At 64.4% G+C, this 13,842-nt stretch carries 11 protein-coding genes and 1 tRNA gene; 7 read left to right on the top strand and 5 right to left on the bottom strand.

From position 1 onward, the window contains the following. Window positions 1–6: 6 nt before the first annotated feature. A complete protein-coding gene (locus HOLFODRAFT_RS22880) occupies window positions 7–2,541 on the bottom strand; it encodes an ATP-binding protein (protein WP_005035316.1) in 2,535 nt (844 codons plus the stop codon). A gap of 111 nt (window positions 2,542–2,652) precedes the next feature. Between HOLFODRAFT_RS22880 and recA the strand changes: the two genes are divergently transcribed. Continuing rightward, window positions 2,653–3,711 (top strand): recombinase RecA, encoded by a 1,059-nt coding sequence (gene recA, locus HOLFODRAFT_RS0208005; protein ID WP_005035318.1) that lies wholly within the window; start codon window positions 2,653–2,655, stop codon window positions 3,709–3,711. Window positions 3,712–3,811: 100 nt separating this feature from the next. Here recA and HOLFODRAFT_RS22875 read toward each other — a convergent pair whose 3' ends face one another. Together HOLFODRAFT_RS22875 and HOLFODRAFT_RS20120 are read right to left on the bottom strand one after the other, a co-directional pair. Further along, window positions 3,812–4,705: an ATP-binding response regulator gene (locus HOLFODRAFT_RS22875; protein ID WP_026939153.1), complete on the bottom strand. Its 894-nt coding sequence runs from the start codon at window positions 4,703–4,705 to the stop codon at window positions 3,812–3,814. A gap of 48 nt (window positions 4,706–4,753) precedes the next feature. Next, window positions 4,754–6,007, bottom strand: coding sequence for a 3-deoxy-D-manno-octulosonic acid transferase (locus HOLFODRAFT_RS20120; RefSeq protein WP_005035323.1), 1,254 nt, complete (start codon window positions 6,005–6,007; stop codon window positions 4,754–4,756). Between the two features lie 62 nt (window positions 6,008–6,069). Between HOLFODRAFT_RS20120 and HOLFODRAFT_RS22870 the strand changes: the two genes are divergently transcribed. The 4 genes from HOLFODRAFT_RS22870 to HOLFODRAFT_RS0207975 all read left to right on the top strand — a co-directional run bounded on the left by HOLFODRAFT_RS22870 (window position 6,070) and on the right by HOLFODRAFT_RS0207975 (window position 8,456). Then, the gene (locus HOLFODRAFT_RS22870) at window positions 6,070–7,062 is read left to right on the top strand and encodes a CobW family GTP-binding protein (protein ID WP_158412936.1); all 993 of its coding nucleotides are present in this window, start codon (window positions 6,070–6,072) and stop codon (window positions 7,060–7,062) included. An 81-nt stretch (window positions 7,063–7,143) separates the two neighbouring features. Continuing rightward, a complete protein-coding gene (locus HOLFODRAFT_RS0207985) occupies window positions 7,144–7,734 on the top strand; it encodes a rhodanese-like domain-containing protein (RefSeq protein ID WP_005035327.1) in 591 nt (196 codons plus the stop codon). Next, window positions 7,731–8,213 carry a MauE/DoxX family redox-associated membrane protein gene (locus tag HOLFODRAFT_RS0207980; protein ID WP_005035329.1) on the top strand — a complete coding sequence of 161 codons (483 nt, stop codon included), beginning with the start codon at window positions 7,731–7,733 and terminating at the stop codon, window positions 8,211–8,213. Before HOLFODRAFT_RS0207985 ends, HOLFODRAFT_RS0207980 begins: the two co-directional genes overlap by 4 nt. Window positions 8,214–8,312: 99 nt before the next feature. Further along, on the top strand, window positions 8,313–8,456 hold the full coding sequence (locus tag HOLFODRAFT_RS0207975) for a hypothetical protein (protein ID WP_211237940.1): 144 nt from the start codon (window positions 8,313–8,315) through the stop codon (window positions 8,454–8,456). Window positions 8,457–8,579: 123 nt separating this feature from the next. Here the strand turns inward: HOLFODRAFT_RS0207975 and HOLFODRAFT_RS22865 are convergent, their stop codons facing one another. Together HOLFODRAFT_RS22865 and mqo are read right to left on the bottom strand one after the other, a co-directional pair. Beyond that, the gene (locus HOLFODRAFT_RS22865; RefSeq protein ID WP_005035334.1) at window positions 8,580–10,124 is read right to left on the bottom strand and encodes a serine/threonine-protein kinase; all 1,545 of its coding nucleotides are present in this window, start codon (window positions 10,122–10,124) and stop codon (window positions 8,580–8,582) included. Window positions 10,125–10,166: 42 nt separating this feature from the next. After that, window positions 10,167–11,666 carry a malate dehydrogenase (quinone) gene (gene mqo / locus HOLFODRAFT_RS0207965; RefSeq protein WP_005035336.1) on the bottom strand — a complete coding sequence of 500 codons (1,500 nt, stop codon included), beginning with the start codon at window positions 11,664–11,666 and terminating at the stop codon, window positions 10,167–10,169. 251 nt (window positions 11,667–11,917) lie between these two features. Between mqo and HOLFODRAFT_RS0207960 the strand changes: the two genes are divergently transcribed. Both HOLFODRAFT_RS0207960 and HOLFODRAFT_RS0207955 read left to right on the top strand, forming a co-directional pair. Beyond that, a complete protein-coding gene (locus HOLFODRAFT_RS0207960) occupies window positions 11,918–13,528 on the top strand; it encodes an ABC-F family ATP-binding cassette domain-containing protein (RefSeq protein WP_005035338.1) in 1,611 nt (536 codons plus the stop codon). Between the two features lie 36 nt (window positions 13,529–13,564). Continuing rightward, window positions 13,565–13,640 (top strand) — tRNA-Arg (locus HOLFODRAFT_RS0207955). The last annotated feature ends 202 nt before the right edge of the window (window positions 13,641–13,842 follow it).

Below are 13,842 nucleotides of genomic sequence, written 5' to 3'. Positions count from 1 at the left end.
GGGGGCTTACTGGGGAAGGGTGTCGGCGGGAAGCCATCGGTGAAGAAGGAGCATCAGGCTATCAAGGGTGACAGGTTTGGCAATGTAGTCGTCCATGCCGGCTTCGACGCAGCGTTCCCGGTCCCCGTGCATGGCGTTGGCAGTCATGGCCAGGATGGGGACCCGCCGCCCCTCGCCTTCTCCGTCCCGGATCAGCCGTGTGGCCTGGAAGCCGTCCATTTCCGGCATCTGGCAGTCCATGAGGATCACGTCGTAGGCTTTTCGGCGGTTGGCCTCCAGGGCCTCCCGCCCATTGGCGGCGACATCCGCCTTGAGGCCCATCTTCTTCAGGATGGCCAAGGCTACCCGCTGGTTGACCAGATTGTCCTCCGCAAGGAGGATGGCCACCTCCGATTGGCCGGGCTGGACCTCTGGGTGGGCCTGGAGGGGATCCGCCTGGGGCGGGGCGCCGTCCACGAGGGCCCGCAGCTGGGATCGCCGGAGGGGCAGGGGAAGGAAGGCCACCTCCTTCAGATCCTCGCGGGCCAGGATCTTTTCCTTCTCGTAGAGGCTGTGGGCCAGGACAAGGTGCAGGCCTCCCAGTGAGGGGCGTGCCAGGAGGGCGGCGATCAGCGGCGGAACGGTGCTGCCCTGGAGATGGAAGACGATACAGGTGTTCCCGGCGAGCCGGGTCAGGGCATCCAGGTCTGCATCGGCTTCCAGGGCCCTGGCCTGGAAGCCCCAATCATGGAGCTGCCCCTCCAGGACTCGGCTCGTGGCTTCCGGCAGTCCATGGATCAGGAACTTGGTGGGCCTGGAGGGCCTCCATGGGTCCATACCTGTGTCCTGGAGGGGGAGGTGGGCGGTGAACCAGAAGGTGCTGCCTTGACCGGGGGTGCTCTCGACCCCGATGCTGCCATCCATGAGTTCGGCGATCTTCTTGCAGATGGCCAGCCCCAGGCCGGTACCGCCGTACTTGCGGGTGGTGGAGGAATCCCCCTGGAAGAAGGACTGGAAGAGGCGCCCGGCGACTTCCTGGGACATGCCGATGCCGCTGTCCTGGACCTCGAAGCGGAGGACTGCAGAGTCTTCATCCCGGGACTGGAGCGTGATCCTGATGAGGACGGAGCCGTGCTCCGTGAACTTGAGGGCGTTGTCCGTGAGGTTGGAGAGGACCTGGCGGAGGCGGATCGGGTCGCCCATGAGGCGGGTTGGGGCATCCCCCGATACCCAGGTGGCCAGTTCCACCCCCCGGTTATGGGCCTTGACGCCCAGGGCCGCCAGGAGGTCATCCAACAGCTCCTGGAGGTCGAAACCGATCTTCTCCAGGGTCATCTTGCCCGCCTCGATCTTGGAGAAGTCCAGGATGTCGTTGATGAGCCGCAGCAGGGTCATGGCGCTGGAGCGGATGGTCGTGGCGTAATCCACCTGCTCAGCGTTGAGGGGGGTACGGATCAGGAGATCCGTCATGCCGATGACGCCGTTCATGGGGGTGCGGATCTCGTGGCTCATGTTGGCCAGGAACTCGCTCCGGAGTCCCGCCAGCTGGAGCGCCTCGTCCCGGGCGTCCGCCAATTCCCAGTTCTTGACCTCCAGGTCCATGGCGGCCATGGCCAGCTTCTGTTCGGCCCGCTTCTGTTCGGTGATGTCGTGGAACTGCCAGAAATGGCCGAAGAAGTCCTCGCCAGCCTGGATGGGAACGAAGTCCATGGCGAGCAGCCGACCATCCTTGAGGGGCACGACCTCCTGGCTGGCCAGGGCTCCCAGCTGATGGATCTCGTGGAGGCGCTTCTGGAAGGATGAGGGGGATTCTGCCAGGGGAAGGCACATCTCCAGGAGTTCCGCGGCGGGGCTGTCGGTCAGCATGTGGGCCGGGACTGGCACCTCGAAGATCTGGCAGAAGGTCTCGTTCAGCAGGGCAATCCTGCGGTCCTGGGTCTCCACCAGGATGCCAGCCTGCATGTTCTCCAGCAGGGCCATGAGGCGGGAGGTGATGGTGGCCAGGGCGGTTTCGGCCCGGCGGCGTTCCGTGATGTCATTGAGGGTGCCGGTCACCCCGGTGACCGTGCCGTGGGTGTCCACGGTGACGCGGTTGTACATCTCCACCCAGCGGGGATGTCCCTCCTGGGTGACGAACCGGAACTCCCCCCGGATCGTGTCCTGGCTGGTCTCCAGGGCGTAGGTGAGGAGATTCATGTAGCGGGCGGTGTCTTCGGGGTGCATGTAGCCCAGGAAGGGCTGCCCAAGACTCTCCGCCAGCGGGAATCCCATGATGCTGGTCCAGGCCGGGTTCAGCAGGGACCAGTTCCCCTCGCGGTCAATCTGGAAGACCACCTCCTTGAGGTGATCCACCAGGGAGCGGTACTGGAGCAGGTCCTGGCATGGATGGCGTTCCGAGAGCTGGCACCCGGTGTCCATATCCTTCAGGAATGCCTCCCAGGCCGGGCCGCTGGGCAAGTCCACACCTCCGGCTTCCAGGCGGGCGAGAGCGAGGGCGAGGTGGTTGCTGCGTGACGGATGGGGATTGGATCCAGGAGGCATGCAGGTCCGGTGGGTGTCCATGAAAACCCCCCATCATGGCATCCTGGGAAGGCATTGTGGCGAAGGAAAAGTTTCTTGTTTTTTTCGCCTCTCTGCTTCATCCTTGGGCATTGACCCACGCAAGGAGATTCCATGGCCGCCACTGACCAAGAAGATCGTCTGAAAGTCCTGAACCGTGCCTTGGCGGACATCGAGCGGGCCTTCGGCAAGGGCTCCATCATGAAGCTCGGCGATCGCATGAACGCCGATGGCATTGAGGTCATCTCCACGGGTTCCATCAGCCTGGATTCGGCCCTGGGGGTCGGAGGCGTTCCCAAGGGCCGCATCGTCGAGGTCTATGGCCCCGAGGCCAGCGGTAAGACCACCCTCGCCCTCCATATGGTGGCCGAGGCCCAGAAGAAGGGCGGTCTGGCGGCCTACATCGACGCCGAGCATGCCCTGGATCCTGAGTACGCCCGCAAGCTGGGTGTGGATGTTGACAACCTGTTCATTAGTCAGCCCGATAGCGGGGAGCAGGCCCTGGAAATCTGCGACCAGCTGGTGCGCAGCGGTGCCCTGGACATCATCGTGGTGGACTCCGTGGCGGCCCTGGTGCCCAAGGCCGAGATCGATGGTGAGATGGGCGATACCCACGTGGGACTGCAGGCGCGCCTCATGAGCCAGGCCCTGCGCAAGATGACCGCCACCATCAGCCGCACCAATTCCTGCGTGGTCTTCATCAACCAGATCCGCATGAAGATCGGCGTGATGTTCGGCAACCCCGAGACCACCACCGGCGGCAACGCCCTCAAGTTCTACGCCTCTGTGCGCCTCGACGTCCGCAGCATCCAAAGCATCAAGGGCAACACCGGGGATCCCCTGGTGGCCGCCAAGGATGAGGATTCCAGTGTCGTGGGCAAGAAGACCAAGGTGAAGGTGGTGAAGAACAAGGTCGCCCCGCCCCTCAAGGTCGCCACCTTCGACATCATGTACGGCGAGGGCATCAGCAAGGTCGGCGAGCTGGTGGAGCTGGGCGTTCAGCTGGAGATCATCCAGAAGAGCGGTTCCTGGTTCTCCTACAAGGACTCCCGTCTGGGCCAGGGCGCAGAGAACGTGAAGAAGCTCCTCCAGGACAACCCCGAGCTGGCCGAGGAGATCGAGAACCAGATCCGGGAGAAGATCGGCCTGAAGGTGGCTGTGGCTGCCAACTGATACCCGTTTGCCGTCTATTGTAAAGATTCAAAAGCCACTTCCACCACCAGACAACCCCGCCGCGCGGGGTTGTCTGGTGGTGGAACGAGGAGACCAAGCTTCAACGAACCTTCTTCTTGAGGACCATGGTGATCTGATTGCCCGCCGGGTTCAGGGTGACTTCGTCCATCACCATGTGGATCATGGCCAGACCACGGCCGAAGCGGCGGGCGAGGTCATCGCTCACACACTGGCCGACCAGACGGGTGTCATATCCGTTGCCACCATCCCTTACGATCACCTCGTAACGCTCCGGGGTGACTTCCATGCGAACATCCACCCGCCGGGCGGCCCAGGGATCCGTTGAGAGCCTTGTCCGGCTGAGGGCCTCGAATTCATCCCTGGGGTTGAAGATATCCCCCTTCAGGGACGAATCCAGTTCAAGGTTTCCATGCTCCAGGGCGTTGACCAGTGCCTCGTGGTAGGCCATGGCGATCACATCCACATTCGAGGGCTGGGCGAAACCGAAAGGCACCAGGCGGTCTGTCAGATGCCGGACCATGCTTGGAATGTTCAGTTCGTCCGAACGGAAGGAGAAGTGACGGGTCTCCCGCACCAAGCCCCGCAGCCCCGCTTCCGCCAGACGCAGTTCCCGGTGCAGGCCCACCAGATGGAAGACGCTGTTGACCATCTCCCGGACTGTCAGAGGTTTCTGGTAGAGGTTGGCGGCTCCCATCCGCATGGCCCGGATGGCGAAGTCCAGTGTGGCATCTCCGGTCATCAGGACCACCGGCAGGGTGTTGTTGATGGCCTTGACGCGATGAATCACGTCGAAGCCGTCCATCCCCTCCATATTGATGTCCGAAATAACCAGATCCACCTCGGGCTGGGAGGGGTCCTCAAGAAACTTGAGAGCACAATCCCCGTCCGAAAAGGCGTGAACTGTCATCCCGTGGTGGCTCAATGCGTCGCTGACCATGCCCAGGACGGCCCGGTCATCATCGACAAGAACCACATGAGGTGATGGGTTTTCCATTTACGAGAATCCTGGCGTTTACAAACTTTACCGTTTATCGGACCGAGGGAGCAGATCCTTAAGAATATCCATGGTACGGTCCAGCGCCCCCTGAAGAGAAGGCGGGAGGGGAGGTGCGGTGCCTCCGGGACTTCGCGCCAATGTCTCCCTGAGGGCCCCCTCCAGATCGCCGATCTCGACAACCTGGACCAGTCCGGCCTCCCGAAGGGGAAGCACCAAGTCCTCGAAATTCTCGAAGCCTGGCCCGATGAGGGTTGGGACCCCCCAACGGAGGGGTTCCAGGGGATTGTGTCCCCCCTTCCAGTTCCAGCCTCCCCCCACCAAGGCCACGTCGCCCAGGGCATAGGCCGCGGAGAGCTCCCCCAGGGTGTCCACGAGGAGGGCTTCTGTCGTCTCCCACTCGGAGGAGCACCCCGGCCACTCCCCCGAGGCCCGGCGGAAGACCAGCCCCTCGGCCTGAAAGAGTTCCGCAACCTCCTGGAAGCGGCGGGGTTGACGGGGGGCAAGAAGGAGACGCAGCCCTGGATGGGCAGCCCGCAGGCGTCGCCACACCCCCAGCAGCAGGGTCTCCTCTCCATCCACGGTGTTGCCCACCGCCAGCACGGGGTGGGAAGCCCAGGCCTGCCGAAGCGTCTCCCAGCCTGCATGCAGGGAGGGGGGGGGCGGGAGATCCGCCTTGAGATTGCCCCCCAGTCGCACATCCGGCGCCCCCAGGGCCCGGAAGGCTGCTGCCGAGGCCTCGTCCCTGGCAGCCACTCGGGTGAGACGGGAGGCGGCCCGTCGAAGCCAGGGCCCTCCCCGCTCCATGCTCCGGGCGGTAAGGCGACCGTTCACTACGCAACGGGGCACCCCATGTCGCTCCAGTTCCCGGATCAGGTTGGGCCACAGCTCCGTCTCCAAGGCGATGAAGACCCCAGGTTTTCTGCGGAAGAAGGGGGCCAGCCCCCGGGGATCGTCCACAGGAAAGGCCCCGCCGGAGACCCGTCCCGTGTCGGCATCCCACCCGGGCATCCGCTTCTGGAGGAGTTCCAAACCTGCGGGGGTCCCGGTGGTGACGTGGATCCGATGCCCCTGGCCCCGGAGACGACACACCAGGGGATCCGCCAGCATCAGCTCCCCCACGCTCACGGCATGGAGCCAAATCCAACCTTCCTCGAGGTCCTCCGGGAGCCGGGCCTCCAACCGCAAGCGCCATCCGGGGGGCAGTCCCCGCCGGATGGCAGACGCCACAGCCCCGGCCAGACTGATGGCGATGAGATAGCTTCCATCCAGGATGTCCATGTTTCCAGCCTCCCATATCCGGGCCGGGAAGGCATCATGTAGGAATGGAAAGCTATCGCCCCGTGCAAATCCTCCTGGTCACCGGCCCCCTGGGGAGTGGCAAGACCACCGTCGTCAACCGCCTGCTGAAGGCCGAAATCGCCGCCGGACGCCAAGTGGCGGTGCTCATCAACGAGTTCGGCGATACCAGCGTGGACGGCTCGCTGGTGAACGCCGAGCGCCCCGAACTGGCGGGCATCGAGAACCTGGTGAACGGCTGTGTCTGCTGCAGTCTGCGCTCGGACGTGGTGGCCGCCCTGGCCGCCTGGTGCGATCTTCCGGAGGGACGGCGCCCCCAGCGGGTCGTGCTGGAGACCACCGGCCTGGCCGACCCCACGGATCTGGTGGACCTGGAGAATGAGCCCGCCCTCCAGGATCGCTTGGTGCTGGCGGGCTGCCTCACGGTCATCAGCTGCCTCACCCCCCTGCACCATCTCGCCCAGCGGGATCTGGTCCAGCGTCAGGTCGCCCTGGCCAGCCTCGTCTATGTCAGCAAGGCGGACCTGGATCCCAGCCTGGCCATGGCCTGGGAGGGGGAGATCCGGGGCCGCTTCAAGGATCACCTCATCCAGCGCACCCGGATGGGAGAGGCCCCCGCCGAAGGTCCGGATCCCTGGCAGGGGGATCGTCGAGCCCTCCCGGAAGGGATGGCGGCCCGGGTGGGCCACAGCTTCGCCGATGCCCGTTCCATCACCGTGAGGTGGGACCATCCGGTGGATCCCGTCGGCCTGGAGGAGCTCTTCCTCCGTCCAGCGGCCCAGGGGGAACTGCTTCGGGCCAAGGGCGTCGCTGTTTTCGAAGGCTGGGCCAAACGGAATGACGGCAGTGACCGCTGGGCCTTCCAGGTGGCGGATCGTCGGGTGGAGATCACCCCCTTGCCTGCCTTTGCCGACGCTTCCCTGGCCCCCATGGTGGCCGTCGTCATCGGCACCGGCCTGGACCTGCTTGCCTGGCGGAAAGCCCTCCGGGAACTGGAGAGGCCACCGAAGGGAGCGCGGCGGAAGATCGTCCTGTGACCTTTCTTTTCCCGTAGGCTTGCGGAAGGATGTAGGAGCAGCCCAGCCTCCGTCCACCTCGGCCACCAGAACCTGATTCCCATGTCCTCCATTCCCCGTCTCATCCTCCAGATGGCCACCCTGCTCGTCGTGGCCTTTCTGTGTGCCGTCTGGGCGAATTTCCTTTCCGGTCCCTCCCGCCGTCTGGCTTCCGTGGACGTGACGCAGAAGGTTGCACCCCAGGCGCCGCCCCAACCTGTGGTCACCGACAGGCCCCAGACCCCTCCGCAACCTTCACCAGCCAAGCCTGCGCCCCAGATGCGCTTCGAATGGAACCCGGAACAGCCCAGCCGCGATATCACTTCCAGGGAAGCCGCCGAGGCCTACCGCCAGGGATTCCCCTTCCTGGACGCCCGCCGCAGCGTGGAATACCGAGAGGGTCACATCCGGGGCGCCCTGGGCATGTCGGTCTGGGAAGCCGATATCGACGAGCGCCTGGCACGCTTCGACGCCATGGGCCGCCCCCTCAAGGCCCCCGTGGTGCTCTATTGCAGTGGGGGCGATTGCCAGGACTCCCAGCTCCTGGCCTCCAGGCTCCTGGGCCTGGGCTACCGCCACCTCCTGATCTACCAGGAGGGTTTCCCTGACTGGGTGACCAAGGGCCGCCCCATCCGCCAGGGAGCTCAGCCGTGAAGCCGATCAGGGAGCTGCTCCTCCACCCCTGGCTATCCCAGCGGGCTCAGTTTCTGCTTGGAATCCTCTTCGCCGTGGCCGCCTGGCCTAAGCTGATGGACCCGCCGAGCTTTGCCAAGGCCCTCTGGACCTATGCCCTCTTTCCGGCCTGGAGCATCCTGCCCTTGGCCCTGGTGGTCCCATGGCTTGAACTCCTATGCGGTCTCCTGCTGGTCCTGGGCATCTGGGTACGGGCCGCGACCTCCTGGATCACCCTGCTCCTCCTGGGCTTCATTCTGGCCCTGTCCATCAACCTGGTCCGTCGCCATCCGGTGGACTGCGGATGCTTCAGTGTGGCCGCCACGACCCGCACCACAGAGGAGCGCCTGGGGGACATGCGCCTCGATATCCTTCGGGATCTGGGCATGCTTGCCCTCGCCACCCTCACCCTGCTGGATCAACGGAGAAAGGCCCATGCCCTGCCCAAGGATCGGGGCTAGACTTTCCAGGAACAGGAGCCCCGCGTGCCGAACTGCGAATTGATTCCGGACTGCCCGTTTTTCAACGACCGGATGGGTACGATGCCAGCGCTGATGGGCATGTACAAGATCATTTACTGCAGTGAGGACAGCAGCCAGTGCGCCAGGTACCGCGTCTACCAGCGACTTGGTAGGGACATCGTGCCCCCTGATCTGGCTCCCCACATGCTGAGCGAGGCCGAGGCCATCCTCTCCGGGCGCTGACACCCGTCTGCCCTTATTTTGTAAGGCTTCAAAAGCCACTTCCACCACCAAACAGCCCCGCCGCGCGGGGTTGCTTGGTGGTGGAATGTATTCTTCTGTTTGCGAATGCGTATGAGTCGGGCTTCAGTTCTCAGGCGTCAAGCGGATCAGGGCCGGGAATGGGGCGTCCTTGTCCACCGCGGCGGACCACTCCTGATAGCCCTTGGTCCGGATCCGAAGCTCCTGGATTCCCGCTGTGGGGACCTGGAGGGCCGCCAGGGGGGTGGTGCCGACCTGGACCTGATTGAGGAACACACTGGCTCCTGGGGGGTCCGTCACCACGGAAATAACGAAGGGGATGGCTTTCAAGGGGATATCGAAGTCGCTCTCCCCCCCTTCGAGCACCCGGTCCACCGGCTGGTAGCCCTCCTTGCCAAGGTGCACCCTCCGGCCCACAGGCTTGTCGATCCTGATGCGCAGGGGGGTCCGACCCACATACTCCCCATCCAGGGAAACATCCGCCCCGGGGGGGGTACTGCCGATCGCCACAACCGTCGAGCGGTTCCGCAGATACCGGAGCCCGGCCGTTCCTCCTCCCAGCAGGACCACCGTCAGGGTCGCTGCAAGGGCCATGCGGAAGTTCCGAGAGCGCCCGGGAGCTTGGGGAGCGATGGCCTGGGGCTCAGGGGCCGAGTCCGGCATGCCGTCCGTGCCCGACGACAGGGAGAGGGTCTCCCCGGTTCCCAGGAAGGAAAGCTCGTCAGAGAGTTCGAAGGGATCCGAAGACCTGGGGGGCTGCTCAGGGGGCGGAATCGGGAAGGGGTGAGTGCTCACGAAGGGGGCATCCCCGGCCAGAAGGGCATGGAACCGCGTTCTCGTCTCGGCCGCCAGCTCAAGACTGTCCACAAGGTCTCCGAGGAAGGAGGGGAGATCCGGGAAGCGCTCCTCCGGATTCTTGGCCAGCGCCCTGTGGAAGACCTGCACCGCCGCCGCCGGAAGGGTCGAAGGAATCGCGGGCCCTTCGTGCACGATCTTGTAGAGAGTGGACCCCACCGTGCTCCCCTGGAAGGGCAGGGTCCCGGTCACCACCTCGAAGACCGTGACCATGAAGGCGTAGCGATCCGTCGCAGGCGAGGCCTCGCCCCCCACCAGGAGCTCGGGGGCCGTGTAGAAGGGCGTGCCGAAGATCATCCCGGCCTGGGTCAGATGGGATTCATCCCGCCGGGCGATGCCAAAGTCCATGAGCTTGAAGCGGCCATCCCGGCTTACCAGGATGTTGTCGGGCTTGATGTCCCGGTGGACGATACCCTCGGCCTGGGCCGCCATGAGCGCGCCCATGCCCTGGATCATGAGCCTGAGCCCGGCCTCCAGTCCTAGACCCGAGCGGATCAGATCGCTGAGGCTGGAACCCTCGATGAACTCCATGGCGATGAAGGGACCCATCTCCGGGTCCTCCCCCACATCGAAAACCGTCACGATGTTGGGGTGGTTCAGCCGGGCGGAGATCTCCGCCTCCCGCTGGAAGCGCGCCAGGGTCGTGGCCCGATCCTCCCCTCCGGGATGGACCACCTTGATGGCCACGGGACGCTTGAGCAGGGGATCCTGGGCCAGGTAGACCGCTCCCATGGCCCCGCGCCCGATCTGGCGTTGGACCCGGTAGCGGCCGATGGTCGAGGGTTCTTCAGGCATGGGAATTCCGGACAAACACCCATGATACCCTTCTGCCGGAAATTACTCCGCCTTGAGTCCCAGCACTTCCGAGTTGTGGGCCCGGATGCGTTCCAGGAGTCCGGCGTCCTCGGCCAGGCTGCTGCCGAAGGATGGAACCATCCGATGGATCGCCGTCTGCCAAGCCTCGGACTTGGCCTGCTCGGGGAAGCACTTGAGCAGCATCTCCAGCATGGTGGCCACGGCGGTGGAAGCCCCGGGGGAGGCCCCCAGAAGCGCCGCCAGGGAGCCATCGGCGGCAGAGACGACCTCGGTGCCGAATTCCAGCTTGCCCCCGAGCCTGGGATCCTTCTTGATGATCTGGACCCGCTGTCCGGCGATCTCCAGACTCCAGTCCTCCATTCGGGCCGTGGGAACGAAGGTCCGGAGGGTCTCCAGGCGGGCCTCCCGGGACTGGAGCACCTGGCCGATGAGGTAGCGGGTCAGGTCCAGGTTCTGCCAACCTGCCGCCAACATGGGGTAGAGGTTGTGGGGCCGAAGGGAGAGGGGAAGATCCAGGAAGGAACCCTCCTTGAGGAACTTGGTGGTGAACCCGGCGTAGGGGCCGAAGAGGAGGGCCGGCTTGCCGTCCACCATCCGGGTATCCAGATGGGGCACCGACATGGGGGGCGCCCCCACGGAAGCCTTGCCATAGACCTTGGCGTGGTGGCGGGCGATGACCTCGGGATTGGTGCAGATCAGCCACTGGCCGCTCACCGGGAAGCCGCCGTAGCCCTCGCTTTCGGGTATTCCGGACTTCAGCAGCAGCGGCAGGGCACCGCCCCCCGCCCCCAGGAAGACGAACTTGGCCCGGATCTCCCGGGTCTGCCCCGAGCTCTGATCCCGGACCACGACCCGCCAGCGCCCATCGGCCTCGCGGCAGAGGTCCTGGACGTGATGCTTCGAAAGGATGCCGAAGTCCGAGCTCTGGCCCAGGCCCGCGAAGAGCTGGGTGGCCAGTCGGCCGAAATCCACATCCGTGCCCCGGGGCACCCGGGTGGCCGCCAGAGCCTGGCCCGGCTCCCGTCCCTCCATCACCAGGGGCATCCATTCCCGGAGTTGGGCGTGATCCTCGCTGTAGCGCATGTCCGCGAACATCGGATGGGCCTGGAGCGTGGAAAAGCGGGTCTTGAGGAAGCGGACCGAGTCCTGCCCCCAGACGAAGCTGAGGTGGGGCACGGGAGCGAGGAAGGCCCCAGGCTTCGGCAGAAGGCCCTTCTCCACCAGATGGCTCCAGAACTGGAGCGAGATCTCGAAGGACTCGTTGATCTTGAAGGCCTTGGAGGCATCCACGCTGCCATCGGCCTGCTCGGGGGTGTAGTTCAGTTCACAGTTGGCGGCGTGCCCAGTGCCCGCATTGTTCGTGGCCAGGCTGCTCTCCTGGGCGATCCCCTCCAGTCGCTCGATGACCCGGATGCTCATGTCTGGGTGAAGTTCACGCAGGAGGGCCGCCAGGGTCGCGCTCATGATGCCCGCACCCACTAGCACCACGTCTGCCTGATCCACCCACTGAGCTTCCACCATCACTTGCCTCCAAACCCCCATTTTGGGGCCTGAGGTAAAGAGGGTCCATCCCCAGGCAGGGGAATCCGTCACGTCCAAACGCCGGGAATCCGGAAGAAATCCAGTGCAGACAAGCCTTTTTGTTGATTTGCAAATGTTGAAAAATATATATTTAACGATACGAATATATCGATTATCCGAGCCTGATCCAAGGAACCCGGCATCGCCAGAATCCTCCTCCCAGGGTAAAATGGAAGGTTTGGAGGGCTCGAATGCTGGCGGTTCAGAATGTGACGATGCGTTATGGTTCCAGGATCCTGTTCGAGGAGGTGACCACCACCTTCACGCCGGGACGGCGCTACGGCCTGACGGGCCCCAACGGGGCGGGCAAGTCCACCTTCATGAAGATCCTGAGCGGTGAGCTGGAGCCCACCAGCGGCCTGATCCAGCGCCCCCGCAAGATGGGCATCCTGAGCCAGGACCAGTTCGCCTTCGACCAGTACCGGGTCATCGATACCGTCATCATGGGCAACAAGGGCCTGTGGGCCGCCCTCCAGGAGCGGGACGCCATCTACGAGAAGCCCGAGATGACCGACGAGGACGGCATGCGCCTGGGCGAGCTCGAAGGCGTCGTCGCCGACGAGGACGGCTACACCGCCGAGAGCGATGCCGCCGTGCTCCTGGACGGCCTGGATATCCCTGAGGATCTCCACGAACGCCAGATGTCCGAACTCCAGGGCGGCCAGAAGGTGCGCGTGCTGCTGGCCCAGGCCCTCTTCGGCAACCCCGAGTCCCTGCTGCTGGACGAGCCCACCAACCACCTGGATCTGGAATCCATCCACTGGCTGGAGAACTTCCTCAGCCGCTACAACGGCAGCGTCATCGTCATCAGTCATGACCGCCACTTCCTGAATGGCGTCTGCACCCACATCGCCGACATCGACTACCAGACCATCATCCAGTACACCGGCGGCTACGACGACATGGTCATGCAGAAGACCCAGGTGCGCTCCCGCATCGAGTCCGAGAATGCCCAGCGCGAGAAGAAGATCGCCCAGCTCACCGAGTTCATCCAGCGCTTCGCCGCAGGCACCCGTTCGAGCCAGGTGAACAGCCGCCGCAAGGAAGTGGAACGCCTCCAGCCCGGCGATCTGGCTCGCAGCAACATCCAGCGTCCCTTCATCAAGTTCGAGCAGAAGCGCCCCAGCGGGCGCCACGCCCTGGAATTCGAGGGGGTCTCCAAGGCCTACGAGGTGGACGGCGCCCCCCTGAAGGTCCTTGAGAACCTGACGGCCAACGTGAGCCGTGGCGAGAAGATCGCCATCATCGGCCGCAACGGTGCCGGCAAGTCGACCCTGATCAAGGCCCTCCTGGCCAACGCCCCCAACGTCACCGAGGCCGACCGCAGCATCGACGCGGGCAGCGTCAAATGGGGCCACGAGGCCAACGTGGGCTACTTCGCCCAGGACTTCCGAGAGTCCATCGATCCCGGGTACACCCTGGCGGACTGGCTGCGCCAGTTCGATCCCGAGGCCCTGGTGGAGGAGATCCGCGGCGTGCTCGGGCAGATGCTCTTCCGGGGCGAGGAGGGCATGAAGAAGACCGAGGTCCTCTCCGGCGGCGAAGGCTGCCGCCTGATGTTCTCGAAGCTCATGCTCCAGAAGCCCAACATCCTGGTGCTGGACGAACCCACCAACCACCTGGACCTTGAGGCCGTCATCGCCCTCAACACGGCCCTCCAGAACTACGAAGGCACCGTGTTCCTGGTGACCCACGACGAAGACCTGATCGATGAAGTGGCCACCCGCATCTGGAGCTTCAGCGAACGCGGATTCGAGGACTTCCAAGGGACCTACGGGGAGTTCCAGGCCAAGCACGCCTAGCCAAAGCCCGTCCCGACTGGCAGAATAGCCCTTCGCGGTCCCGTAGCTCAGTGGATAGAGCATCCGCCTCCTAAGCGGAAGGTCGCGCGTTCAAGTCGCGCCGGGACCACCAGAGTAACCCCCAACAGATACAATATTTGTTGGGGGTTCTTTGTTGCGTCGGTGGTTTGCTTCTGGGGTTCCAGGTGTGCTCGTAAGTGCTGGAAAACCTTCAAGAATCATCGCGATTTTGCCCCATACCCTTTGAGGTTAAGCCGTCCTCCCGCATGTCATCTCCGACGATCGTTTGGCACTACGCGAGCCGCCATCAGACT

The organism is Holophaga foetida DSM 6591 (assembly GCF_000242615.2).
In the GTDB taxonomy this organism is placed as follows: domain Bacteria; phylum Acidobacteriota; class Holophagae; order Holophagales; family Holophagaceae; genus Holophaga; species Holophaga foetida.
Note: the sequence above shows the minus strand (reverse complement) of the source record. Positions and strands in the feature narration are given on the sequence as shown.